The sequence below is a fragment of the Albimonas sp. genome (genome assembly GCF_055129145.1).
The window spans coordinates 1-22369 of sequence record NZ_JBSRTQ010000071.1; the positions used below are offsets into that span (position 1 = coordinate 1).

Genomic DNA, 22369 nt, shown 5'->3' on the forward strand with positions numbered 1-22369 from the left:
GCCGAAACGCGCCGCGAGCGCTGCGCAGCCGCTGGCGCCACGCCGGGCGCGGCGCCCCCTCCGCCAGGCGCCCCCGTCCACGACCTGCGCCATCGCCTCTTGACCACGCCCCGCCGTCGGCCGACCTATCGGAGCGACCCCGACCGCAGGAGCGCCGCCATGACCGTCCTCGCCTCTCCCTTCCAGATCGACGAGACCGAGACCCGCGAGGGCAAGTTCGCCGGCGACGATCCCTTTGCGCTCGCCGCCGCCTGGCTCGCCGAAGCCGCGAAGGAGGAGGTCAACGACCCCACCGCCATGGCGCTCGCCACCGTCGACGCCTCCGGCCTGCCCAATGTGCGCATGGTGCTGATGAAGGCCATCGAGGGTCCGGCCGAAACCCCCGGCGGCGCTTTCGTGTTCTACACCAACTACGGCTCCGCCAAGGGCGAGGAACTGTCGGCCACCGGCAAGGCCGGCTTCGTCATGCACTGGAAGTCGCTGCGCCGGCAGGTCCGCGCCCGCGGCCTGGTGGTGAAGGAGGAGGGCGAGAAGGCCGACGCCTATTACCGATCCCGCGGATTGCAGTCGCGGCTGGGCGCCTGGGCGTCGGAGCAGTCGCGGCCGCTGTCGTCGCGCGGGCATCTGATGGGGGAGGTGGCCAAGGTCGCCGCCCGCCACCCGCTGAACCCGCCGCGTCCCCCGTTCTGGGGCGGGTTCCGGATCCGGCCGGTGGAGATCGAGTTCTGGGCCGACGGCGCCCATCGCCTGCATGACCGCTTCCAGTGGCGGCGCGAGGATCCCGACGCGACGCGCTGGACGGTGCGCCGCCTCAATCCCTGACCGCTTCCCGGGCGCGCGTCGCGAGGCGCGCCCGCCCGGGGCGGTCCATCGGTCCGCCGCGCATGCGCTTTGCGCGACGCCGGCGCTCGCGTGATCGGCGCCGGCCGCGTCGGCGCGTCGCGGTCTGTTCCAAAACGAGACGGTGTTTCCCGCGACCCGCAGCATTAACTCTTGTTCATGTGCTTGCGTGCCCGGAGCGTCGCGTGATGGTCCCGATTTCGTTCTCCTCGTCGCCGCGCCGCCAGGCCGGCGCGGCCCCGGCGCCGCATCGCGGCTGGTCGCTCCAGGTGACGCGGCTGGACGACGGGTGGGAGGGGACGGCCACCCGCTCGGGCCGCAATGACGCGCGCCGGGCGCTGCCGCGCGAAACCGGACCCGACCGCGCCGCGGTGCTGGCGGCGCTGCGGGCTCGGATCGACGCCCGTCATGCCGGCTTCGTCGCGGCGAGACGGCTGGCCGAGCCGATGGACGTCGCCTCGGCCGAGGAATTTCTCGACGCGCTCGACCATGTGGACCCCAGGGGCGCGCGCCTCACGATGCTCGCCGCCCATGCCGGCGCCCCGGGACGGACGCTCGCGGCGGCGGAGATCGGGCGGGCCGGCGGTTACGATGGAATCTGGGGAGCGAACATCCATTACGCCAAGCTCGCCCGCGACCTGGCAGAGGCGATGGACCTGCGCCCCGAGCCCGAGCTGCTGGCCGCCGATCCGGCCGCCTGGATCATGGTGATCGCCGAAGTCGACGGCCGCGGCGACGCCGATGGCGAGATCGTTTGGCGGATGCATGCGTCGCTGGCCCAGGCGATGCGCCGACTCGGTCTGATCGAAGGCTGATTCTGCGCCCGCCTCCTTCGCCTCGCCGGCGCGTGTCCGCCGATCCGACCGCCCCGGCCGCGCCTTGCCGGGACCCGTGCGGAGGGCGCCCGACGGCGGCGCCCTCCGCCGCCTGCGGGGCCGGATCGGGCAGGGCGCCGCGATCCGCCCCCGACTCTCCCCCTCCCGCGACCCCGCCCCCCCTTGCTCCACCGCGCAAGGCGCCGCAGGTTGCTGAGGACCACGCGCCGCCCGGCCGCTTCGCCTTCCGGCGCAGCCGCCGCGCCCGTCGCCTCTCCCGTCGCTTCCAGGAATCGCGGACCATGCCCGATCGCAAGACCCTGCTGCTGACCGGCGCCTCGCGCGGGATCGGCCACGCCACCGTCAAGCGCTTCTCCTCGGCCGGCTGGCGGGTGATCACCTGCTCGCGCCACCCGTTCCCCGAGGATTGCCCTTGGGAGGCGGGGCCCGAGGATCACATCCAGATCGATCTCGGCGACCCGTCCTCGACCATGGAGGCGGTGGCCGAAATCCGCTCCCGCCTCACCAACGGCAAGCTGGAGGCGCTGGTCAACAACGCCGGCATCTCGCCGAAGGGGCCGGAGGGGGAGCGGCTGTCGACCCTGACCACCGACCTGCGCGACTGGGGAAAGGTGTTCCACGTCAACTTCTTCGCCCCGGTGGTGCTCGCCCGCGGGCTGCGCGTGGAGCTGGCGGCGGCGCAGGGCGCCATCGTCAACGTCACCTCGATCGCGGGGTCGCGCGTGCATCCGTTCGCGGGGGCGGCCTATGCGACCTCCAAGGCGGCGCTGTCGGGTCTGACCCGCGAGATGGCGCATGATTTCGGGCCGCTCGGCGTGCGGGTCAACGCCATCGCGCCCGGAGAGATCGAGACGGCGATTCTCAGCCCCGGCACCGACAAGCTGGCCGAGAAGCTGCCGCTGCGCCGCCTCGGCAAGCCCGAGGAGGTGGCGCGCACGATCTACTATCTGTGCTCGGCCGAAAGCAGCTATGTGACTGGCGTCGAGATCGAGGTCAACGGCGGCCAGCACATCTGACGCGCCGCGGGGCAGGGGGGCGGGCGCGCGGATGGCGAAGGTGATCGCGGGGCGGGTGACCGCCGATATCCAGGGCGCGTTCGTCGTCTTCCTCATCGGCGCCCGGTTCAACAAACCCTGGAAGCTGGGCAAGGCGATCTCCGTCGGCCGGGCGATGGCGGCGATGATCGCGGAGCTGGAGGCGCGGCCCTCGGCCGAGACCGGCTATCTGGGCCGCCAGGCGCTGGGGTTCGCGTCGATGGCGCAATACTGGCGCTCGTTCGAGCAGCTGGAGGCCTACGCCCGCGCCCCGGATCGCGCCCACTGGCCGGCCTGGGTGGATTTCAACCGACGCTTCAAGAACGCCCGCGGTGATGTGGGGATCTGGCACGAGACCTATCTGGTCGCGCCCGGCTGCAGCGAGACGGTCTACAGCGGCATGCCCCCCTGGGGCCTCGGCGGCGCGGTCGGCGTGATCCCGGCGACGGGGCGGCGGGAGGCGGCGCGGATGCGGCTGGCGGCGGGAGAAGAGGGCGGCGAGGCCTGACGCAGGGTCCCCGGTCGGGGGCGCCGCGACGACCGTTGCGCCGGTCACGCCGTCACGCCCGCGGCGCAGGGGACCGGGGGCGCCGCTGGCGCCGGCGCGGCCTGGCGACCGGGCGCCAAGCGCCGCGGGCGGAACGGCGAAGTCCGCGGAACGGGCGTCGCGGCGCTTCGGCCGGGTGGGGCCGGGCGGTCAGGCGGGTTTGAGCGACTCCACCAGAAAATCGATGAAGGCGCGCAGCTTGGGCTGCGGGAACCGGCCCTCGGGATAGATCGCGAACACGCCCAGCGGCGCCCGGCGGGTGTCGGGCAGGATCTCCTTCAACACGCCCGTCTCCAGCGCGTCGCCGATGATGAAATCGGGCAGGAACGCCACCCCCAGCCCGTCCGCCGCCGCCGTGCGCAGCGCGTCGCCGTTGTTCACCGTCAGCCGGCCCACGGCCCGCACCTGCCGCTCCTGCCCCCCCGGCCCCTGCAGGCGCCAGAAGTTGCCGGAGCTCTGGTTGGAATAATGCAGCAGCTGGTGGTCCGAGAGCTCCTGCAGGGTCGTCGGCTCGCCATGCTCGGCGAGATAGGCGGGCGAGGCCACCAGCTTGGCCTGCGCGTCCGACAGTTTTCGCGCCCGCAGCGTGGAATCCGGCAGCTCGCCGATGCGGATGGCGAGGTCGTAGCCCTCGGCCACCAGCTCCACGAAGCGGTCGTCGAGCACCAGATGCACGGAGATGTCGGGATAGCGGCGCAGGAACTCCGCCACCGCCGGGGCGAGGCGCCTGAGCCCGAAGGACACCGGCGCCGAGATGCGCAGCTCGCCCCGCGGCGTGTCCTGCATCGAGGACACCATCGCGTCGGCTTCCTCGGCCTCGGCCAGCACCCGGATGGCGCGGTCGTAGAAGGCGAGCCCGATTTCGGTGGGAGACACCCGGCGCGTGGTCCGGTTCAACAGCCGCGCGCCAAGCCGGTCCTCCAGCGAGGCGACGTGCTTGGACACGGCCGATTTGGACAGGCCCATCTTGCGCGCGGCGTCGGTGAACCCTCCCAGGTCCACGACCCGAACGAAGGCCTCCATCTCGCTGAGACGATCCATGGGTGCAACATCCTTGCGGTCAACACCCCTGAGATTCGGCGCATTTTGCATCAGCGTCAACAATTCCCCGCCCCCTGCGACCATGCCGCCCTGCGGGAAGTTCATGTTCCGTGCAGGTTTTCCGCTTCGCGAATGCGATACGCCATGAAATGGGCGCCTAAGGGTTGTGCGGCGCGGCAGGCCTATGTTTAGCTTATGGCAGAGCGACAGGGTCCCGGCAGAGGGCTCGCGCCCCAACAGGAAGGCCACATGACCGCATCCGCCGACGCTTTCGTCGAATTCGATCGCGTTCAGAAAAGTTATGACGGGGAGACCCTCGTCGTCAAAGATCTGAACCTGAACATCGGGAAGGGCGAGTTCCTGACCATGCTCGGGCCGTCAGGCTCGGGCAAGACCACTTGTCTCATGATGCTCGCCGGATTCGAGACGGCGACTCACGGGGACATAAGGCTGGACGGCAAACCCATCAACTCCGTGCCCCCGCACAAGCGCGGCATCGGCATGGTCTTCCAGAACTACGCCCTGTTCCCCCACATGACCGTGGCCGAAAATCTCGCATTTCCGCTCGAAGTCCGAAAAATGGGCAAGGCGGAGATCGAGACCAAGGTGAAGCGCGCGCTGGACATGGTCCAGATGGGCGACTTCGGCGGCCGCCGGCCCGCCCAGCTTTCGGGCGGCCAGCAGCAGCGCGTCGCGGTCGCCCGCGCGCTGGTCTTCGACCCCGAACTGGTGCTGATGGACGAGCCGCTGGGTGCGCTCGACAAGCAGCTGCGCGAGCAGATGCAGTTCGAGATCAAGCACATCCACGATAATCTCGGCGTCACCGTGGTCTATGTGACCCATGACCAGTCCGAGGCGCTGACCATGTCGGACCGGATCGCCGTGTTCAACGACGGCAAGATCCAGCAGCTCGCCTCGCCGCCGATGCTCTACGAAAAGCCCGACAACAGCTTCGTCGCGCAGTTCATCGGCGAGAACAACACGCTCGACGCCACCGTCGAGAGCGTCGACGGGCGCTACGCCCGCGTCCGCTTCTCCGACGGCACCCTGAGCCGGGCGCTGGCGGTGAACTGCGGGGAGCCGGGATCGGCCACGCGGCTGTCGCTTCGCCCGGAACGGGTGGAATTCGACGTCGATGTCGGCCCCGACGAAGAAGGGGTCACGGGCCTGGTGAAGGAGCTGATCTATCTCGGCGACCACATCCGGGTCCGCATGGAGGTGCTGGGCAACCGCGACTTCGTCGTGAAGGTGCCCAACGCCGCCGAAGTTTCGGCGCTGAGGATCGGGGAGACCGCAGGTCTCACCTGGCGCGCCGAGGACTGCCGCGCGCTCGACGCAGCATAGCGCGGCCAAGGGCGCGCGTCCCTGCCCGATCGCGCGTTCCGACACCGACACCGTTCGGGCCCATACCAACGGGAGAGACCGTATGAAACTCAGGAACCTGCTTGGCGGGAGCGCGCTGGCCATGACCGCCGCCGCGGCCGCCGGCGCCATTTCCGCCCAGGAGCTGCCGCCCTGCGAGGGCTGCGCCGATTCCATGACCATCGTGTCCTGGGGCGGCGCCTATTCGAACAGCCAGATGAAGGCCTATTCGGAGCCCTACCAGGCCCTGACCGGCATCGAGATCATCAACGACGAGTCCTCCGCCGAGGCCGTGGCCAAGCTGCGCGCCATGGAAGAGGCCGGCAACATGACCTGGGACCTGGTCGACGTGACCGGGGCCGACTCCATCCGGCTGTGCGACGAAGGTCTCGCGATGGAGATCGACGTCGACGAGGTTCTCGCCAAGGGCGACGACGGCGCGCTCCCGTCCGAGGATTTCGGCGACACGCTGATCAACGACTGCTTCGTGCCGCAGATCGTGTTTTCGACCACGTTCGGCTACCGCACCGACGTTCCCGAGTGGAACGGCAAGGAGCCGACCGAAATCTGCGATGTCTTCGACACCGAGACCTTCCCCGGCAAGCGCAGCCTGGAAAAGCGGCCCATCGGCAACATGGAATGGGCGCTGATGTGCGACGGCGTCGCCAAGGAGGACGTCTACGACGTGCTTGAGACCGAGGAAGGCCAGGCCCGCGCCTTCGCCAAGCTCTCCGAGATCAAGGACGACGTGGTCTGGTGGAACGCCGGCGCCGAGACGCCGCAGCTGCTCGCCGACGGCGAGGTGGTGTTCGGCTCGACCTACAACGGCCGCCTGTTCGCGCTGATCGAAGAGCAGAAGCAGCCCGTCGCGATGATGTGGGACGCCCAGGTGTTCGACCTCGACGGCTGGATCGTGCCGGCCGGTCTGCCCGAGGACCGTCTGAAGCGCGTGATGCACTACCTGCACTTCGCCACCGACACCCAGCGTCTGGCGGACCAGGCCAAGTACATCTCCTACGGCCCGGCCCGCGCCTCCTCGGCCCCTCTGGTCGGCCAGCACGCCGAGCTCGGCATCGAGATGGCGCCGCACATGCCGACCGATCCCGACAACTCGAAGAACACCTTCCTGTTCAACTACGAGTGGTGGGCCGACTACCGCGACGATCTGGACGCCAAGTTCCAGTCCTGGCTGCTGCAGTAAGCAGGCCTGCCGCGCGCGCCCCGGGGCGCGCGCGGGTCACGCGATCCGCGGACGGGCCCTTCCGGCCCGTCCGTCACATCCATCGAGGCGAGGGGGCGAGCCATGGCTGACGCGACCGCGAGCGACGGGTTCGCGCCCGAAGAGAACCGCAGCGCCTCCGGCCTGTTGCTGGCCGCCGACGGCACGCCGCTGAAGAGTTCCATCGCCCGCGCCGAACGTCGCGCACGGATCCGGGCCTTCCTGCTGATCCTGCCGCTGCTGGCCTTCGTCATGGTCAGCTTCATCGCGCCCATCGCCGACATGCTGTTCCGCTCGGTCGAGAACGAGATCGTGGCCGAGACGCTGCCGCGCACCGTCGAGCAGCTGCAATCCTGGGATCCCGAAACCGGCACGCCGCCCGAGACGGTCTACAGGGCCTTCTACGACGACATGCTGATCGCGACGGACGCCAAGATCCACACCCGCCTCGGGTCCCGCCTGAATTACGAGGAATCGGGGATGTCCTCCCTGTTCCGCAAGACCAACGAGCGCCGCCTCGGCCGGATCGACACCGCCCAGCCGCTGCAGCCGCAATTCGCCGACATCGACGAGGACTGGGGCACGGTGGAGCCCTGGGCGATCCTCAAGACTTTCTCGCCGCGCTATACGCCGGGCTATTTCCTGCAGGCGGCGGACATGAAGCTGACGCCGGACGGGATCGAGACCGTCTCCGATTTCCAGGCGATCTACGTCAAGCTTTTCGTACGCACCATCGTCCTGTCGCTGACCATCTGCGCCTGCTGCCTGCTGCTGGGCTACCCGGTGGCCTGGCTGCTGGCCAATCTGCCGATGAAGTCCGCCAACCTGCTGATGATCCTGGTGCTGCTGCCGTTCTGGACCTCGCTGCTGGTGCGGACCTCGGCGTGGAAGGTGCTGCTGCAGGAACAGGGGGTGATCAACGACATGCTGGTCTATGTCGGGCTGGTGGCCGACGACGCCCGGCTGGTGATGATCAACAACCAGATCGGCACGGTCATCGCCATGACCCATATCCTGCTGCCGTTCATGATCCTGCCGCTCTATTCGGTGATGAAGACCATCCCGCCGAGCTATCTGCGTGCGGCGAAATCCATGGGCGCGAACGACTGGACCGCGTTCTGGCGGGTGTATTTCCCGCAATCGGTGCCGGGCATCGGCGCCGGCGCGATCCTGTGCTTCATTCTGGCCATCGGCTATTACATCACGCCGGAGCTGGTCGGGGGCACCTCGGGCACCTTCATCTCCAACCGCATCGCCTTCCATATCTCCAGCTCGCTGAACTGGGGTCTGGCCGCGGCGCTGGGCGCGATGCTGCTGGTCCTGGTGATGGGGCTCTACTGGCTCTACGACAAGATCGTGGGCATCGATAACGTGAAACTGGGCTGAGGAGCGATCGCATGGCGCTGCAACCCTACGCCTCCACGCCCCAGCGGGTCTGGTATTACATGTTCCGAGCGATGGTCGGGCTGATCCTGTTCTTCCTGATCTTCCCGATCATGGTGATCATTCCGCTCAGCTTCAACGCGCTGCCCTATTTCACCTTCACGCCGGGCATGCTGGCCTTCGAGGTCGACGCCTATTCGCTGGAGCACTACCGGGACTTCTTCACCAATTCCGACTGGCAGAGCGCCATGTGGAACTCCCTGTCCATCGCGCCGGCGGCGACCATGGTGTCGGTCACGCTGGGCACGCTGGCCGCCATCGGCCTCAGCTCGGGCAAGGCGCCGTTCCGGGGCGCGATCATGGCGATCCTGATCTCGCCGATGATCGTGCCGCTGATCATCTCGGCGGCGGGGATGTATTTCTTCTATTCCCGCGTCGGGCTGCAGGGCACCTGGATCGGCGTGGTGCTGGCCCATGCGGCGCTCGGCACGCCCTTCGTGATCATCACCGTCACCGCCACGCTGGTGGGCTTCGACCGCTCGCTGACCCGGGCGGCGGCGAACATGGGGGCGGGGCCGGTGCGCACCTTCTTCAAGGTGCAGATGCCGCTGATCCTGCCGGGCGTGGTGTCGGGCGGGCTCTTCGCCTTCATCACCTCCTTCGACGAGGTTGTGGTGGTGCTGTTCCTCGGCTCCGCCGGGCAGAAGACGCTGCCCTGGCAGATGTTCACCGGCCTGCGCGAACAGATCAGCCCGACCATCCTCGCGGTGGCGACGCTGCTGGTGGCGCTGTCGATCCTGCTGCTGGCGACGCTCGAGATCCTGCGTCGGCGGTCGGAGCGGCTGCGCGGCATGTCGCCGGGCTGAGCCGTGGACGCGATGAACGACGCCTCCGCACGGCGCGCGGGCCGATGGCGCTGGAACGCGGCGCGGGCCGCGCTTCCGGCGATCGCGGCGCTCTGCGTTCTGGGGAGCGTGGGCGGGGGCCTCGGCGCCGCGGCGCTGCCGGAGGGCGCGGGGCTGATGGGCGCCGCCTGTCCCGGGCCGGGGGCGGCGGAGATCCTGCTGCTGCCCGAGGACGCCGCCCGCCTCGACGACGCGCGCCCGGGCGGGCTGACCGTGACCGGCGCCTATACCGGCGTCGACAAGCGCGAGGACGAGCGGCCCAAGCCCGTCGGCATCTTCCTGCGCGGCGGCGAAGTGGCGAGCCGGGAGCTGGCGCGCATGGACGGCCTGCTGATCGTGGCCGCCGACGGGACGGCGCGCATCGCGCTCGCCTCCGCCGCGCCGCTGGGCGGGACGCGACGCGACCTGACTTCGCTCGACGAACGGCGCGATTTTCTCGCCGCCGCGGCCGAAGCCGGCGCTTCGGTCCTGCAATCCCATCTGCTGATCCGCGACGGCGCGCTCGATCTGCGCCCGGTCGAAGACGCGCCGCTCGCCGCGCGCCGGGTGCTGTTCCAGTCGAAGGACGGCGCGCTCGGCCTGTGGCAGAGCGGCGGGCGCGCCCTGACCCTGCACGAGGCGGCCGAGGAGCTGGCGCGCGACCACGATCCGGTCATGGCCCTGAACCTCGACATGGGCGGCTATGATTTCTGCGAACGGGCGGGGGAGGGGCGGGCCACGTCCTGCGGCCTGCTCGACCGGGCGGGGATGGCGAAGCTGTCCAACGTTCTGCGCCTGCGCACCGCGGAGAGCTGCCCGTAGGGCCTCGCCCCCGTCCTCCCCTGCCGCCCGGAACTTTCCTAAAAAATCCTCCGCGCTCTTGAAATATTCGGCCGTCTGGAGGACACCGGCGGCCCTGTCCGGCCGCGCGGCGCGCGCCGTCCGCCGTCGAATTGAAAGGTCAGCCTCATGCCCGTCTATCGTTCCCGGACCACCACCCATGGCCGCAACATGGCCGGCGCCCGCGGCCTGTGGCGCGCCACCGGCATGAAGGACGGCGATTTCGGCAAGCCGATCATCGCCATCGTCAACTCCTTCACCCAGTTCGTGCCGGGGCATGTCCACCTCAAGGACCTCGGTCAGCTGGTGGCGCGCGAAGTCGAGGCGGCCGGCGGCGTCGCCAAGGAATTCAACACCATCGCGGTCGATGACGGCATCGCCATGGGCCATGACGGGATGCTGTATTCGCTGCCCTCGCGGGAGCTGATCGCGGATTCGGTGGAATACATGGTCAACGCGCATTGCGCCGACGCCATGGTCTGCATCTCCAATTGCGACAAGATCACGCCCGGCATGCTGATGGCCGCGATGCGGTTGAACATCCCCGTGGTCTTCGTCTCCGGCGGGCCGATGGAGGCGGGCAAGGTGGTGCTGGAGAACGGCGTCGCCAAGGCCGTCGATCTGGTCGACGCCATGGTCGCCGCCGCCGACGACCGGGTGTCCGAGGCCGATGTCGAGACCATCGAGCGCTCGGCCTGCCCGACCTGCGGGTCTTGTTCGGGCATGTTCACCGCCAATTCGATGAACTGCCTGACCGAGGCGATGGGCCTGTCGCTGCCCGGCAACGGCTCGACGCTCGCCACCCATGCCGACCGCCGGCGCCTGTTCGTCGAGGCCGGGCACCTGATCGTCGACCTCGCCAAGCGCTACTATGAGGGCGACGACGCAAGCGTGCTGCCCCGGAACATCTCGGGTTACGCCGGCTTCGCCAATGCCATGACGCTCGACATCGCCATGGGCGGGTCGACCAACACCGTGCTGCATCTGCTGGCCGCGGCGCATGAGGCCGAGGTGGATTTCACCATGGCCGACATCGACAAGCTGTCGCGAAAGGTCCCCGTGCTCTGCAAGGTCGCCCCCGCCAAGGCCGACGTGCATATGGAGGACGTGCACCGCGCCGGCGGCATCATGTCGATCCTCGGCCAGCTCGACCGGGCGGGGCTGCTGGATACCTCGGTCGGTTCGGTCCATTCCGGCACGCTCGGCCAGGCGCTGGACCGCTGGGACGTGTCGCGGACCAGCTCGGCCGCGGTGCATGATTTCTATCGCGCGGCCCCCGGCGGCGTGCCGACCCAGACCGCGTTCAGCCAGGACCGGCGCTATGACAGCGTGGATCTCGACCGCGAAAACGGCGTGATCCGCTCGGCCGAGCACGCCTTTTCCAAGGACGGCGGGCTCGCGGTGCTCTACGGCAACCTCGCCGAGGACGGCTGCATCGTGAAGACGGCGGGCGTGGACGATTCGATCCTGAAATTCACCGGCCCGGCGCGGATCTACGAGAGCCAGGACGACAGCGTCTCCGCCATCCTCACCGGCAAGGTGAAGCCGGGCGACGTGGTGCTGATCCGCTACGAGGGGCCGCGGGGCGGTCCGGGGATGCAGGAGATGCTCTACCCGACCTCCTACCTGAAATCGAAGGGGCTCGGCGCCGCCTGCGCGCTGGTGACGGACGGGCGGTTCTCGGGCGGGTCCTCGGGGCTCTCCATCGGGCATGTGTCGCCCGAGGCGGCCGAGGGCGGGACCATCGGGCTGGTGGAGGAGGGCGACCGCATCGTCATCGACATCCCCGCCCGCTCGATCCGGCTCGAAGTGTCGGACGAGGTGCTGGCGGAACGTCGCGCCGCCCGCGACGCGGCCGGCTGGGTTCCGGCGAAGCCGCGCAAGCGCAAGGTCTCGACCGCGCTGAAGGCCTATGCGGCGCTGACCACCTCGGCCGCCAAGGGGGCGGTGCGTCAGATCTGACGCGAGACCTCCGGGACGAAGGCCCGAACGGGGCCGGCGCGGGACCGCGCCGGCCCCGTTTCCTGTAGTCTCTCACCTGTTCAGTCTGCCCATCTCAGCTGCTTTGAGCCGGGTATTTGCGGGATCAGCTGAGAGCAGGCCGTATCTCGTGAGAATGAGGTCCGGCGGGTGGGCGGGGCGTCAGCGGATTTGGAGCCGCTTGCGGACCGAAACGTCCGAGGTCAGCAGCGTCCGGGCGATCTCGGCGGTGGAGAGACCGCGGGCGACGAGGACTCGGGCGATCCAGGGCTTGGCGAGCGGGATGCGACGCGGGATGCGGTCGCGCGCCGTTGCGAGAGACGCTGCGCCCGAGGCCCCCGGCACCGCCACCCGCCAGCCGCCGGGGCGCGCGCCGATCAGGGGCGACTTGAAGGGGGCTTGAACGGCCTGTTCAACGCCCGGTGAAAGCCGGTTCACGGCCGCGTCGAGCACCGCCGCGAGCTGGCGTGTCAGCGCCTGGGCGGCGGCCAGTTCGCGCATCAGCTCTGTTACCGTCGCAGGCGCGTCGGCCATGGTCGATCCGCCCGCTCGCGCGGGAACGGTCGGCGCGTCTTGTTGAGATGCGGCTTCCGCTCGGGTCGCTTCATGGCTATCCTTCCGTCAGGCGCATCGGATTGCCGGCCTGAAGCCGGAGCTGTTTCGGACGTTAGTCTTCGGGGCGCCTGCCACCATCCTCGCCATCACGGGACGCATCGCTCGGCCGCTCCGGTCAGTCTTTCAGCGCGCCGACCGGAAGGCCGAGCTGGGCGCAGACCGACGCCGCCGGCCCTTCGTCATGCCGCGCCAGCTCGGCGCCCGGCGGGAAACTCGCCGTAGTCGAGGGCCGCGTGAGATGCGCGAACATCGGCACGGTCGAGCCGAGGAAGGCGTCGAAGCTCGCTTCGTCCTGACGGCATAGCGACAGCGCCCACGGGCGCATCGCCGGGGTCAGGCAGCCGCGCCGCAAGGCGTCTTCGACCTTCCCCGCGGCCCGCGTCCGCGTCGCCGTCGTTCTGGTGGTGGTCGTCCACCGGCAGATCGAGCCCGCCGGCGGCGAAGTCGTCGATCAGCGTCCGAGGGTTGCGCAGGACGTAGCTGCGCCCGTCGACGCCGGAGATGTCGCCGGTCGGCAGGAGATGCACCCATTCGGGCGCGCCCCCCTTCGCGGTCGGAACAATCTCGCGGTCGCAGGTGGCGAGGAACAGGTCGCGCATCGGAAGGGTTCCGCCTTTGATCGGGGCCGCCGATCGGCGCCGCAGGGTCGGGGGGCCGGCTGAGCGGATCAGGCGGCGAGGAAGGGCGTCACGATCAGTTCGACCGTGTTGCGCCAGACATTGGACTCGCCGCCGGAAATGGTTTCGGTGTTGAGCAGGGCCAGCGCGGCGACTTCCAGCGTCGGCGGCGCCACCAGCGCCGTCGGCTTGATCCCGAGCGGCCGGCCGCCATTCGCGCAGGTTCATCATCGCCGCGCGGGCCGCGGCGTAGTCTCCGTGCCGCGCGGGCCGCGGCGTAGCTGCCGGCGTCGAGCGTCTGCTTCGACCCATAGGCGAGCTGCCACAGGCCGAAGCCCGCATTCGCCCGCGCCCGGATGCCATAGAGGTAGGAGTCGTTCTTGAAGACGTGATCGTCTTCGGGCCGATCCTTGCGCTGGAACGCGTGATCCTCGCGCACCTGCCGGATGACCGGCCGCACCGCCCGCGACGTGTCGATGAGGAACCAGGGCGTCCCGGCCCCGCCGCCCGGGTTGGAGACGGACGCCGTCGCGCCATCGGCGCCGATCACCGGATGATCGGCGTCGAAGACGTTCTGGCCGTCATAGCACGCGGACGCGAAGCCCGAGGCCAGCAGCTCGAACACCAGTTCGTCGGGATGCGTCTTCGCCGCGAGGCCCATTTCCGCGAACATCGGCTTGAAGATGCCAAGCCGGTCGTCCCTGATCGTGTCGCGCGGAACCTCCACCGTGTTTTCGAACTTGCGGTTGAGGATCGTGAACGACGACGCGGTCAGGTTCTGGACGTGCCGCTGGCCGACCCACTCGCGCAGGTTGGGGAACTGGCCCAGCCAGCCATAGGTTTCATCGCGCGCCGAACTCGGCACGGTCATCGCGATCCGATCATGGTTGATCGGGGTCTTGTCGTCGCTGTCGCGACAGACGGTCTGGAAGCCCTGAAAGACCAGAGCGAGCGACGTTTCGTTGATGATCATTCGGCCTGTCCCAGAGCCGCATCGGCAGGGACAGGTCACGATTTCGGCTTTTCCCGCATCACCCGCAAGAGTTTGCGGGGATACATCAGATCCGATGCAGTGCCTGAACGCGATGGTCTTCGCAGAGTTCTTCTCTTAGGCGCGGAGGCAGATGGGAGCGTGGGGTGTCGGCAAAACACCCCACGCCCGGCCGCAATTCGCCAAATCCACCTTTGATTTTCCGGCATTTTTCTGAGACGACCGCCGCCGCTCCGCGCCCTTCCCCACCCGAAAGCCCGCCATCGGCTCAATTCAGCTGAGACCCGTCATTTCCGTTCCGGCCCATCCGCTCAGCCCGCCCCCCTTGCTCAGCCAGCCGGGGCGATCAGCGCCGCGGCCTCCTCCATCCGCGCCCAGGCCGCGTCCAGGGCCGCGCCCAGATCCGGCTCCGCTCCCTCCATCCAGGCGTCGAGCGCCAGCTTCGACGTCTCCAGCGCCATCGCGGCCAGCAGCGTCACGGCGGCGGGGGAGCGGCCGGGCAAGCGGCGGACGAGCAGGGCGGCGAAGGCCTCGCGCAGGGTCAGCATCGCCGCGTCATGCATCCGGCGGACCTTGTGATTGTCGCGCGCCAGCCCCAGCAGGGCCCGCAGGGTCTCGGGCGCGAGCTGCATCAGCGCCATATGCGCCGCGATCAGCGCGCGGAGGTCGTCCGACAGCGGACCGCGGCCTGCGACGAATTGGCCGGCCGCCTCGGGCGGAAAATCCGGCAGCTCGCCGACCACCGCGGCCTCCTTGTTCGTGAAGTAGTTGAAGAAGGTGCGGGCGCTGACCCCGGCCTCGGCGGCGATCATGTCGGTGGTCACCGCGTCGAGCCCATGCGTCAGCGCGAGACGGATCGTCGCCTCCTGAAGGTCGAGTGCGGTCTGGCGGCGGCGGCGTTCGCGGAGGGACGGCATCGATTTCCTCATTGCAGAGACTGCATCATTTGCATATTAGGAAATTATACTCCCGTCAATGTCGAGTCGCCGATGTTCGCGCCGCAAGCGCCGGCGACTGAAGGAGCCGCTTACATGATCAACGCCCCCTCCGGAGGACCGTTGCCCTCCGCCTGCCGCATCGTCGCGCTCGTCGCCGCGGCGCTGGCGCTGTTCGATCCGGCCGCGCCCGCCTGGGCGCAGGCGGGCCCGCCGCCGGGGGCCGCCATGCCGCCGATGCAGGTGGGCGTGGTGGAGATGCGCCGGCAGTCGGCCCCGCGGGTGTTCACGCTGCCCGGACGGGCCGTGGCCTATGAGCAGGTGTCGATCCGCCCCCGCGTCGACGGCGTGATCACCGAGATCCTCTACGAACCCGGCGAGCCCCTGGAAGTGGGCGACCCGCTCTTCCGCCTCGACGCCGCCAGCTACGACGCCGACGTGGCCTCCGCCGAGGCCGACGTCGCCAAGGCGGAGGCGCAGCTGCCCACCGCCCAGGCGGCCTATGACCGCGCCGCCAAGCTGAAAGGCGCGGGCTTCACCCAGTCGGAGGTGGACACCGCGCGCTCCGACCTGGCGGAGGCGAAGGCCACGCTGAACGCCGCCCGGGCGGCGCTGAAATTCGCCCGCACGCGGCTGTCCTGGACCCTGATCGCGTCGCCGATCCGGGGCCAGGCGGAGGTTGCGACGGTCTCGGTCGGCGACCTGGTGACCGCGGCGCAGGCCGACGCGCTGACCACGGTCACCCGGCTCGACCCCATCGACGTCGACATGCTGGAGCCGAGCGCCCGGATCCTGTCGGTCCGTCGCCAGATCGAGGACGGGGTGCTGACCCCCAACGCCAAGCTGCGCGCCACGCTGCGGCTGGAGAACGGGGAGGTCTACGCCGCCTCCGGCGCGCTGGTCGCGCCGAGCGCTACGGTCTCCAAGACCACCGGCACGGTCTCCATCCGCTTCCGCTTCGACAATCCGGAAGGGCGGATCCTGCCCGGCATGTTCGTGCGCGGCGAGGTCGAGCTCGGCCGCATCGACGCCTTCCTGGTCCCGCAGCGGGCGGTCTCGGTCGGCGGCGACGGCGCCCTGACCGCCTTCGTGGCCGGCGATGACGGCACGTCGCGTTCGGTGACGCTGACTTCGGTCGGCACGCTCGCCAACGCCTGGATCGTGACCGAGGGGCTGGCGGACGGCGACCGGCTGATCGTCGACGGTCTCAAGACCCTGCGCGCCGGCATGGCCGTGGCGCCGGTGGCGGCGCGGATCGACGAGGACGGGCTGGTCAAGAGCCCCGCCGGGCAAGCCGAGGGCCAGGCCCCTGCCGGCCAGGCCCCTGCGGGCGGGAAGGCCACGGAATGAGCCTGTCGCATTTCTTCATCCACCGCCCGGTCTTCGCCTGGGTGCTGGCCATCGTGACCATGCTGGCCGGCGGCTTCGGCCTGGCCAGCCTGCCCATCGCCCAGTATCCGGAGGTCGCGCCGCCGTCGGTCCGCATCTCCGCCACCTATTCCGGCGCGTCCGCGGAGACGGTGGAGAACTCGGTCACCATCCCGATCGAGGACGGTCTGACCGGGCTCGACGGGCTGCTCTACATGACCTCGTCCTCGTCGGAGGGGGCGGCGTCGCTGACGCTGACCTTCGACGAGACCGTCGATCCCGACATCGCCCAGGTGCAGGTGCAGAACAAGCTGCAGCTGGTGCTGTCGAGCCTGCCGTCCTCGGTCCAGCAGCGCGGCGTGAGCGTGACGCGCTCCACCTCCTCGATCCTGCTGGTCGGCGCGCTGGTGTCGAACGACGACAGCTACACCTCGGTCGAGCTGGGCGACATGCTGACCCGTTCGATGATCGACCCGATCAAGCGGCTGGCGGGCGTGGGGTCGGTCAACAATTTCGGCACCGAATACGCCATGCGGATCTGGCTCGATCCCGACAAGCTGTTCCAGTATCAGCTGACCGCCGACGACGTGACCGCCGCCGTCGCCGCCCAGAACACCAACGTCACCGTCGGCGCGCTGGGCGACCAGCCGGTGGTGCGGGGCCAGCAGGTCACCTTCTCGCTGACCGCGCAGTCGCAGCTCTCCACCGTGGCGGAGTTCGAGCGGATCCTGCTCGCCGCGAACGAGGACGGGTCCTCGGTCTTCCTCGGCGACGTGGCGCGGGTGGAGATCGCGGAGGAGGACTACGGCTCCTATTCCCTGCGCAACGGCCATGCCGCGGCGGGCTTCGGCGTGAACCTCGCCACCGGCGCCAATGCGGTGGATACCGCGGCGCTGGTGCGCGAGACCGCGGACCGCCTCTCGGCCGGGCTGCCCGAGGGGGTGGAACTGGTCTATCCCTACGACACCTCGCCCTTCGTCGAACAGTCGATCAACCAGGTCTACCACACGCTCGGCGAGGCCATCGTGCTGGTGTTCCTGGTGATTTTCGTCTTCCTGCAGAGCTGGCGGGCGACGCTGATCCCCACCATGGCGGTGCCGATCGTGCTGCTCGGCACCTTCGGGATCCTCGCCGCGCTGGATATGTCGATCAACACGCTGACCATGTTCGCGCTGGTGCTGGCCATCGGCCTGCTCGTCGACGACGCCATCGTGGTCGTCGAGAACGTCGAGCGGGTGATGGAGGAGGAGGGCCTCGGCCCGGTCGAGGCGACCGAGAAGAGCATGGGAGAGATCTCGTCGGCGCTGGTCGGCATCGTGCTGGTGCTGTCGGCGGTGTTCCTGCCGATGGCCTTCATGTCGGGCTCGACCGGGGTGATCTACCGGCAGTTCTCGATCACCATCATCTCGGCCATGGGGCTGTCGCTGGCGGTGGCGCTGATCCTGACGCCGGCGATGTGCGCGTCGCTGCTGCGCAGGCCCGGCCATGGCGCGGGCTTCGCGCCGGCGCGCTGGTTCAACGCGGGGCTGGGGCGGCTGACCGGGGGCTATGGCGGCGCGGTGGGGCGGCTGGTGAAACGGCCGTTCCGCATGCTGCTGGTGCTGGGCATCCTCGTCGCCGGCGTCGTGGCGATCTATCGGGACCTGCCGGCGTCGTTCCTGCCGCAGGAGGATCAGGGCGTGCTGATGGTCATCGTCTCGCTGCCCGAAGGCGCGGTGACGGCCCAGACCGAGGAGGCGGTGCGCCGCGTCCAGGACTACATGCTGACCGAGGAGGCGGACGCGGTCGAATCGGTGTTCGCGGCGATGGGCTTCGGCTTTTCCGGAACCGGCCAGAACACCGCGATGATGTTCGTGAAGCTGAAGGATTACGAGGCGCGGCCGGGGATCGACGCGGCCGGGGTCGCGCTGCGCGCCAACATGCGGTTCTTCAACGACCGGGCCGGGCAGCTGATCTTCCTGCAGCCGCCCGCGATCCAGGGCCTGGGCAACTCGGCCGGCTTCACCCTGCAGCTGGTCGACCAGGGCGGCCGCGGCACCGCCGCGCTGAACGAGGCCGCGGCGGCCCTGGTGGCCCAGGCCACCGCCGACGGCCGCGCCACCCAGCTGCGCGGGGCCGAGGACCCGACGAAGACCGCGCTGCGCCTCGACATCGACCAGCAGAAGGCGGAGTCGTTCGGCGTCTCGATCGGCTCGGTCAATTCGATGCTGTCGACGATCTTCGCCGGCAACTACGTGAACGACTTCACCCTGGGCTCCCGCCTGCGCGAGGTCATCGTCCAGGGCGACGCCGCCTGGCGGATGCAGCCCGAGGATGTCGGGCGCTGGTACGCCCGCAATGCGGACGGGGAGATGGCGCCTCTGGGCGCCTTCGCCAGCCAGGAATGGGAGCAGGTGTCGCCCCGCCTTGCGCGCTATGGCGGCCAGCGGGCGCTGGAGATCTCGGGCGCCGCGGCGGCGGGCGTCAGCTCCGGCGACGCGATGGACGCGATGGAGGCGATGGTGGCCGAGCTGCCGGGCGGCTACGCCGCCGCCTGGACCGGCCTCAGCTTCCAGGAGCGGCTGTCGGGCAACCAGGAGCCGCTGCTCTACACCCTGTCGGCGGTGGTGGTGTTCCTCTGCCTCGCCGCGCTCTACGAAAGCTGGACGGTGCCCTTCGCGGTGATGCTGGCGGTGCCGGTGGGCGTGCTCGGCGCGCTGGCCGCGGCCAAGGGCTTCGGGCAGAGCAACGACGTCTATTTCAAGGTCGGGCTGCTGACCACCATCGGGCTGGCGGCGCGAAACGCCATCCTGATCGTGGAATTCGCCGAAGCCTTGCAGGCGCAGGGCATGGACCGGCTGGAGGCGACGATGCTCGCCGCCCGCCAGCGGCTGCGCCCGATCCTGATGACCTCGCTGGCCTTCATGCTGGGGATCCTGCCGCTTGCCATCGCCACCGGCGCGGGGGCTGCGGCGCAGCGGTCCATCGGCATCGGCATGCTGGGCGGCATCATCGCCTCGACGCTGATCGGGGTGGTGATGGTCCCGGTGCTTTACATCGCCGTGCTGCGCGCGGCGTCGATCTTCCGTTCCAAGGAGAGCCGGTCATGACCGCGTTCCGCCCCGCCCCCCGTTCCGCCCATCCCTCCGCCCGCCGCCCCGCAAGGGCCGGCTTCGCCCTGGCCGGCCTCGCCACGCTCGCCGCCTGCGCCCCGGTCGGCCCGGATTTCGTCGCGCCGCAGCCGTCGCTGCCGCCCGCCTATGTCGACCCGGCCGCGCCCGGCATGGCGGCCGACGCCACCCCCGCCGACTCCATCCATGTCGCCGCCCCGGCGATCGGCCGCGCCTGGTGGCTCGACTACGGCGATCCGATGCTGGAGGAATTCGTCGCCCGCGGCGTCGCAGGGAACCTGACCGAAGCGGCGGCGCGCGAGCGCATCGCCCAGGCCCGCGCCAACCTGCGCGCGACCGGCATCAACGACGCGCTGGACGGATCGGCGGGCGCCTCCGCGCTGCGCTCGGGCGGGGATGGCGTGGACGGGACCGGCGCAATGACCCAGACGCTGGGCGCCTCGCTGGTCATCGACCTCTTCGGCGGGGTCCGGCGCGGGCGCGAAAGCGCCGAGGCGAGCCTCGAGGCCGGGCTCGCCGACGTCGAGACCGCGCGTCTCGCCTGGCTGGCCGAACTGGTCGCGGCCTATTCCGATGCGCGCTATTATCAGGCGGCGCTGACGCTCACCCGCGAGGCGATCCGCGCCCGCCAGGAGACGGTGGACATCACCCGCCGCCAGCTGGATGCCGGCGCCGCCACCGAATACGGGGTGGCGACCGCAGAGGCGCTGCTCGCCAACGCCCGCGCCGACCTTCCGGGCTATGCGGCGCTGTTCAACGCCAATGTCTTCGCCATCGCGTCCCTGCTCGACGCGCCGGCGGGCCCGCTGCTGGCGCGGATGCAGACCGGCGCGCCCCAGCTGCGCGCGCCCCGCGACGCCCCGGCGCTGGGCGCGCCCGCCGACCTGCTGCGCAACCGCCCCGACGTGCGTTCGGCCGAGGCGTCGCTGCATGCCGCGGTGGCCGATGTGGGCGTGGCGGAGGCGGCGCTCTATCCTTCGATCACCCTCGCCGGCGATCTGAGCCTGTCGTCGGGGACCTCAAGCTGGAGTTTCGGGCCGACCCTGAGCCTGCCGGTGCTGAACCGCGGCGCGCTGTCGGCCTCGCGCGACGCGAAGATCTCGCTCGCGCGTCAGGCGGAGATCGCCTGGCGCCAGGCGGTGGTCGACGCGGTGTCGGATGTGCAGGTGGCCCAGTCGAACCTCGAGCAGTATCGCCGCCGGGCGATCGCGCTCGACCGGGCGGCGCGGGCCTACGGGCGGGCGCTGGGCCTCGCGCAGACCAACTACCGCGAAGGTGCGCTGACCCTGCTCGACCTGCTGGTCACCGACGGTTCGGCGGTCTCCGCCCGGATCAGCGCGGCGTCGGCGGTCAATGACGCCGCCAAGGAATGGGCGACGCTTCAGATCGCGCTCGGGGCCGGGTCGCGGGCCGGGGCGGGGACGCGGCCCGGCGCCTGAGGGGCTGCCCGGGGGCGCGCGCTCAGCGCCCCCGGAACACCGGCTTGCGTTTTTCGACGAAGGCGGCGGCGCCTTCGCGCAGATCGTCGGTGACGAAGGCGCGGCCCTGCGCCTCGGCCTCCGCTTCCAGCGCCGTGGCGAGGTCCGCGCCCCGCGCCTCCTCCAGCTGCGCCTTGATCAGCGCCAGCGAGATCGGCGGCCCCTCGGAGAGCTGGCGGGCGAGGCCGAGCGCCTCGTCCATCAGCGCGGCGTCGTCCACCGTCTTCCAGACCAGCCCCCAGCGCTCGGCGTCCTCGGCCCCGAGTCTGGGCGCGAGCAAAGCGAGTCCCTTGGCGCGGGCCGAGCCCACCGCCCGCTGCACCGCCCAGGAGGTCCCCGCATCCAGCGCCGCGCCGAGCCGGGCGAAGCTGAGCAGGAACAGGGCCGAGCGCCCGGCCACCGCCACATCGCCGGCCAGCGCCAGCCCGACCCCGGCCCCCGCCGCCGCCCCGTTGATCGCGGTGACCACGGGCTTGGGCGAAGCGTGCATCGCCGCGATCAGCGGGTTGATGCCGGTCCGGATGCGATCCGCGATGGCCGCGCCCTCGCCGAAGGTCGGCCCGCCGAACTGGGCGCCGGCGCAGAACCCGCGCCCGGCGCCGGTGACGAGGATGGCGCGCACGTCCGGGTCCGCGGCCGCGCGCTCGAACGCCTCGCGCAGCGCGGTCATCAGCGCGAAGGACAGCGCGTTCATCTGGGCGGGGTTGTTGAGCGTCAGGATCGCGACGGCGCCGTCGCGGGCTTCGATCACGATGGGGGCGGGCGGGGTCTCATGCGTGTCGGTCATGTCGGTTCTCCCAGGGGGGGCAGGGGGGCGGCGGAGGCGGATGCTGCCATGTCCCCTTCCTCCCGGCTTGCGCCAGCGGGCGGGCGCGACGTGCCGGGCTATTGCATAGCAAATTAGTCGGGTATACGGAGTCCGCCAAGCCGCGGCCGACGCGACGCCTTGCTGCCAGGAGGATCCCCCCGATGACCGACATGGCCCCGGCCGCCGCGCCCTCGGACCTTCCGTCCGCCGAACTCGCCTCCCCCCAACTCGCTCCTTCCGAACTTGTCGGCGCCCTCGGCCATGTGCTGCCGCCCGACATGGCGCGCGAGACGGCGGGCCTGATGGCCGAGCTCGCCGACAAGGGCGGGCCCGCGGGGATGGTGATCGCCGCGCTCTCGGTCGTGGCGCTGGCGGTGATCCTGTGGAAGCTGTGGCGGCTGGTCCGGCTCGGCGCCTGGTCGCGCGGCGCCGCGGCGCGGGCGCTGGCCCTGCTGGACGCCGGCGACGCGCAGGCCGCGCT

19 protein-coding genes and 2 pseudogenes are annotated in these 22369 nt (G+C 70.3%); 14 read left to right on the plus strand and 7 right to left on the minus strand.

All coding sequences use genetic code 11. The features are described from left to right. Window positions 1–159 precede the first annotated feature (159 nt). The 4 genes from pdxH to ACTB72_RS12455 all read left to right on the plus strand — a co-directional run bounded on the left by pdxH (window position 160) and on the right by ACTB72_RS12455 (window position 3218). Window positions 160–822 carry a pyridoxamine 5'-phosphate oxidase gene (gene pdxH / locus ACTB72_RS12440; protein ID WP_463037314.1) on the plus strand — a complete coding sequence of 221 codons (663 nt, stop codon included), beginning with the start codon at window positions 160–162 and terminating at the stop codon, window positions 820–822. Window positions 823–1028: 206 nt separating this feature from the next. Beyond that, a complete protein-coding gene (locus tag ACTB72_RS12445) occupies window positions 1029–1655 on the plus strand; it encodes a hypothetical protein (RefSeq protein ID WP_463037315.1) in 627 nt (208 codons plus the stop codon). A 302-nt stretch (window positions 1656–1957) separates the two neighbouring features. Beyond that, window positions 1958–2692 (plus strand): SDR family NAD(P)-dependent oxidoreductase, encoded by a 735-nt coding sequence (locus tag ACTB72_RS12450; protein ID WP_463037316.1) that lies wholly within the window; start codon window positions 1958–1960, stop codon window positions 2690–2692. Between the two features lie 31 nt (window positions 2693–2723). Beyond that, window positions 2724–3218 carry a DUF4188 domain-containing protein gene (locus tag ACTB72_RS12455; RefSeq protein ID WP_463037317.1) on the plus strand — a complete coding sequence of 165 codons (495 nt, stop codon included), beginning with the start codon at window positions 2724–2726 and terminating at the stop codon, window positions 3216–3218. Between the two features lie 189 nt (window positions 3219–3407). On the opposite strand, the gene ACTB72_RS12460 is transcribed toward ACTB72_RS12455, so the two are convergent. Beyond that, window positions 3408–4298 carry a LysR family transcriptional regulator gene (locus ACTB72_RS12460; protein WP_463037318.1) on the minus strand — a complete coding sequence of 297 codons (891 nt, stop codon included), beginning with the start codon at window positions 4296–4298 and terminating at the stop codon, window positions 3408–3410. A gap of 249 nt (window positions 4299–4547) precedes the next feature. Here ACTB72_RS12460 and ACTB72_RS12465 point away from each other — a divergent pair, with 249 nt between their 5' ends. From ACTB72_RS12465 to ilvD, 6 genes are all read left to right on the plus strand, one after another. Beyond that, window positions 4548–5642, plus strand: coding sequence for an ABC transporter ATP-binding protein (locus ACTB72_RS12465; protein ID WP_463037319.1), 1095 nt, complete (start codon window positions 4548–4550; stop codon window positions 5640–5642). An 82-nt stretch (window positions 5643–5724) separates the two neighbouring features. After that, the gene (locus tag ACTB72_RS12470; RefSeq protein WP_463037320.1) at window positions 5725–6861 is read left to right on the plus strand and encodes an extracellular solute-binding protein; all 1137 of its coding nucleotides are present in this window, start codon (window positions 5725–5727) and stop codon (window positions 6859–6861) included. Window positions 6862–6963: 102 nt separating this feature from the next. Beyond that, window positions 6964–8265 (plus strand): ABC transporter permease, encoded by a 1302-nt coding sequence (locus tag ACTB72_RS12475; protein WP_463037321.1) that lies wholly within the window; start codon window positions 6964–6966, stop codon window positions 8263–8265. Window positions 8266–8276: 11 nt separating this feature from the next. Beyond that, complete coding sequence (locus tag ACTB72_RS12480; RefSeq protein WP_463037322.1) at window positions 8277–9128, plus strand: ABC transporter permease; 852 nt, start codon at window positions 8277–8279, stop codon at window positions 9126–9128. Window positions 9129–9140: 12 nt separating this feature from the next. Next, window positions 9141–9968 (plus strand): hypothetical protein, encoded by an 828-nt coding sequence (locus ACTB72_RS12485; RefSeq protein WP_463037323.1) that lies wholly within the window; start codon window positions 9141–9143, stop codon window positions 9966–9968. Between the two features lie 147 nt (window positions 9969–10115). Then, window positions 10116–11948: a dihydroxy-acid dehydratase gene (gene ilvD / locus ACTB72_RS12490; protein WP_463037324.1), complete on the plus strand. Its 1833-nt coding sequence runs from the start codon at window positions 10116–10118 to the stop codon at window positions 11946–11948. A gap of 180 nt (window positions 11949–12128) precedes the next feature. On the opposite strand, the gene ACTB72_RS12495 is transcribed toward ilvD, so the two are convergent. The 5 genes and pseudogenes from ACTB72_RS12495 to ACTB72_RS12515 form a co-directional block, all read right to left on the minus strand. After that, a complete protein-coding gene (locus tag ACTB72_RS12495; RefSeq protein WP_463037325.1) occupies window positions 12129–12500 on the minus strand; it encodes a hypothetical protein in 372 nt (123 codons plus the stop codon). Between the two features lie 196 nt (window positions 12501–12696). Then, window positions 12697–12933, minus strand: coding sequence for a hypothetical protein (locus ACTB72_RS12500; RefSeq protein WP_463037326.1), 237 nt, complete (start codon window positions 12931–12933; stop codon window positions 12697–12699). A gap of 315 nt (window positions 12934–13248) precedes the next feature. After that, entirely contained in the window at window positions 13249–13374 is a 126-nt protein-coding gene (locus ACTB72_RS12505) for a Mu-like prophage major head subunit gpT family protein (RefSeq protein WP_463037327.1), read from the minus strand. Between the two features lie 140 nt (window positions 13375–13514). Further along, a pseudogene (locus ACTB72_RS12510) lies at window positions 13515–14171 on the minus strand (Mu-like prophage major head subunit gpT family protein); the annotation flags it as partial. Between the two features lie 347 nt (window positions 14172–14518). Further along, complete coding sequence (locus ACTB72_RS12515; protein WP_463037328.1) at window positions 14519–15106, minus strand: TetR/AcrR family transcriptional regulator; 588 nt, start codon at window positions 15104–15106, stop codon at window positions 14519–14521. A gap of 114 nt (window positions 15107–15220) precedes the next feature. Between ACTB72_RS12515 and ACTB72_RS12520 the strand changes: the two genes are divergently transcribed. The 3 genes from ACTB72_RS12520 to ACTB72_RS12530 are packed head-to-tail and all read left to right on the plus strand — an operon-like array spanning window position 15221 to window position 21041. After that, on the plus strand, window positions 15221–16474 hold the full coding sequence (locus ACTB72_RS12520) for an efflux RND transporter periplasmic adaptor subunit (RefSeq protein ID WP_463037329.1): 1254 nt from the start codon (window positions 15221–15223) through the stop codon (window positions 16472–16474). A 2-nt stretch (window positions 16475–16476) separates the two neighbouring features. After that, a complete protein-coding gene (locus ACTB72_RS12525) occupies window positions 16477–19581 on the plus strand; it encodes an efflux RND transporter permease subunit (protein ID WP_463037332.1) in 3105 nt (1034 codons plus the stop codon). Further along, on the plus strand, window positions 19578–21041 hold the full coding sequence (locus tag ACTB72_RS12530; protein WP_463037330.1) for an efflux transporter outer membrane subunit: 1464 nt from the start codon (window positions 19578–19580) through the stop codon (window positions 21039–21041). Before ACTB72_RS12525 ends, ACTB72_RS12530 begins: the two co-directional genes overlap by 4 nt. Before the next feature lie 22 nt (window positions 21042–21063). Here the strand turns inward: ACTB72_RS12530 and ACTB72_RS12535 are convergent, their stop codons facing one another. Then, the gene (locus tag ACTB72_RS12535; RefSeq protein WP_463037331.1) at window positions 21064–21867 is read right to left on the minus strand and encodes an enoyl-CoA hydratase-related protein; all 804 of its coding nucleotides are present in this window, start codon (window positions 21865–21867) and stop codon (window positions 21064–21066) included. Window positions 21868–22049: 182 nt separating this feature from the next. Between ACTB72_RS12535 and ACTB72_RS12540 the strand changes: the two are divergent. Continuing rightward, window positions 22050–22369, plus strand: a pseudogene (locus ACTB72_RS12540) (MotA/TolQ/ExbB proton channel family protein); the annotation flags it as partial.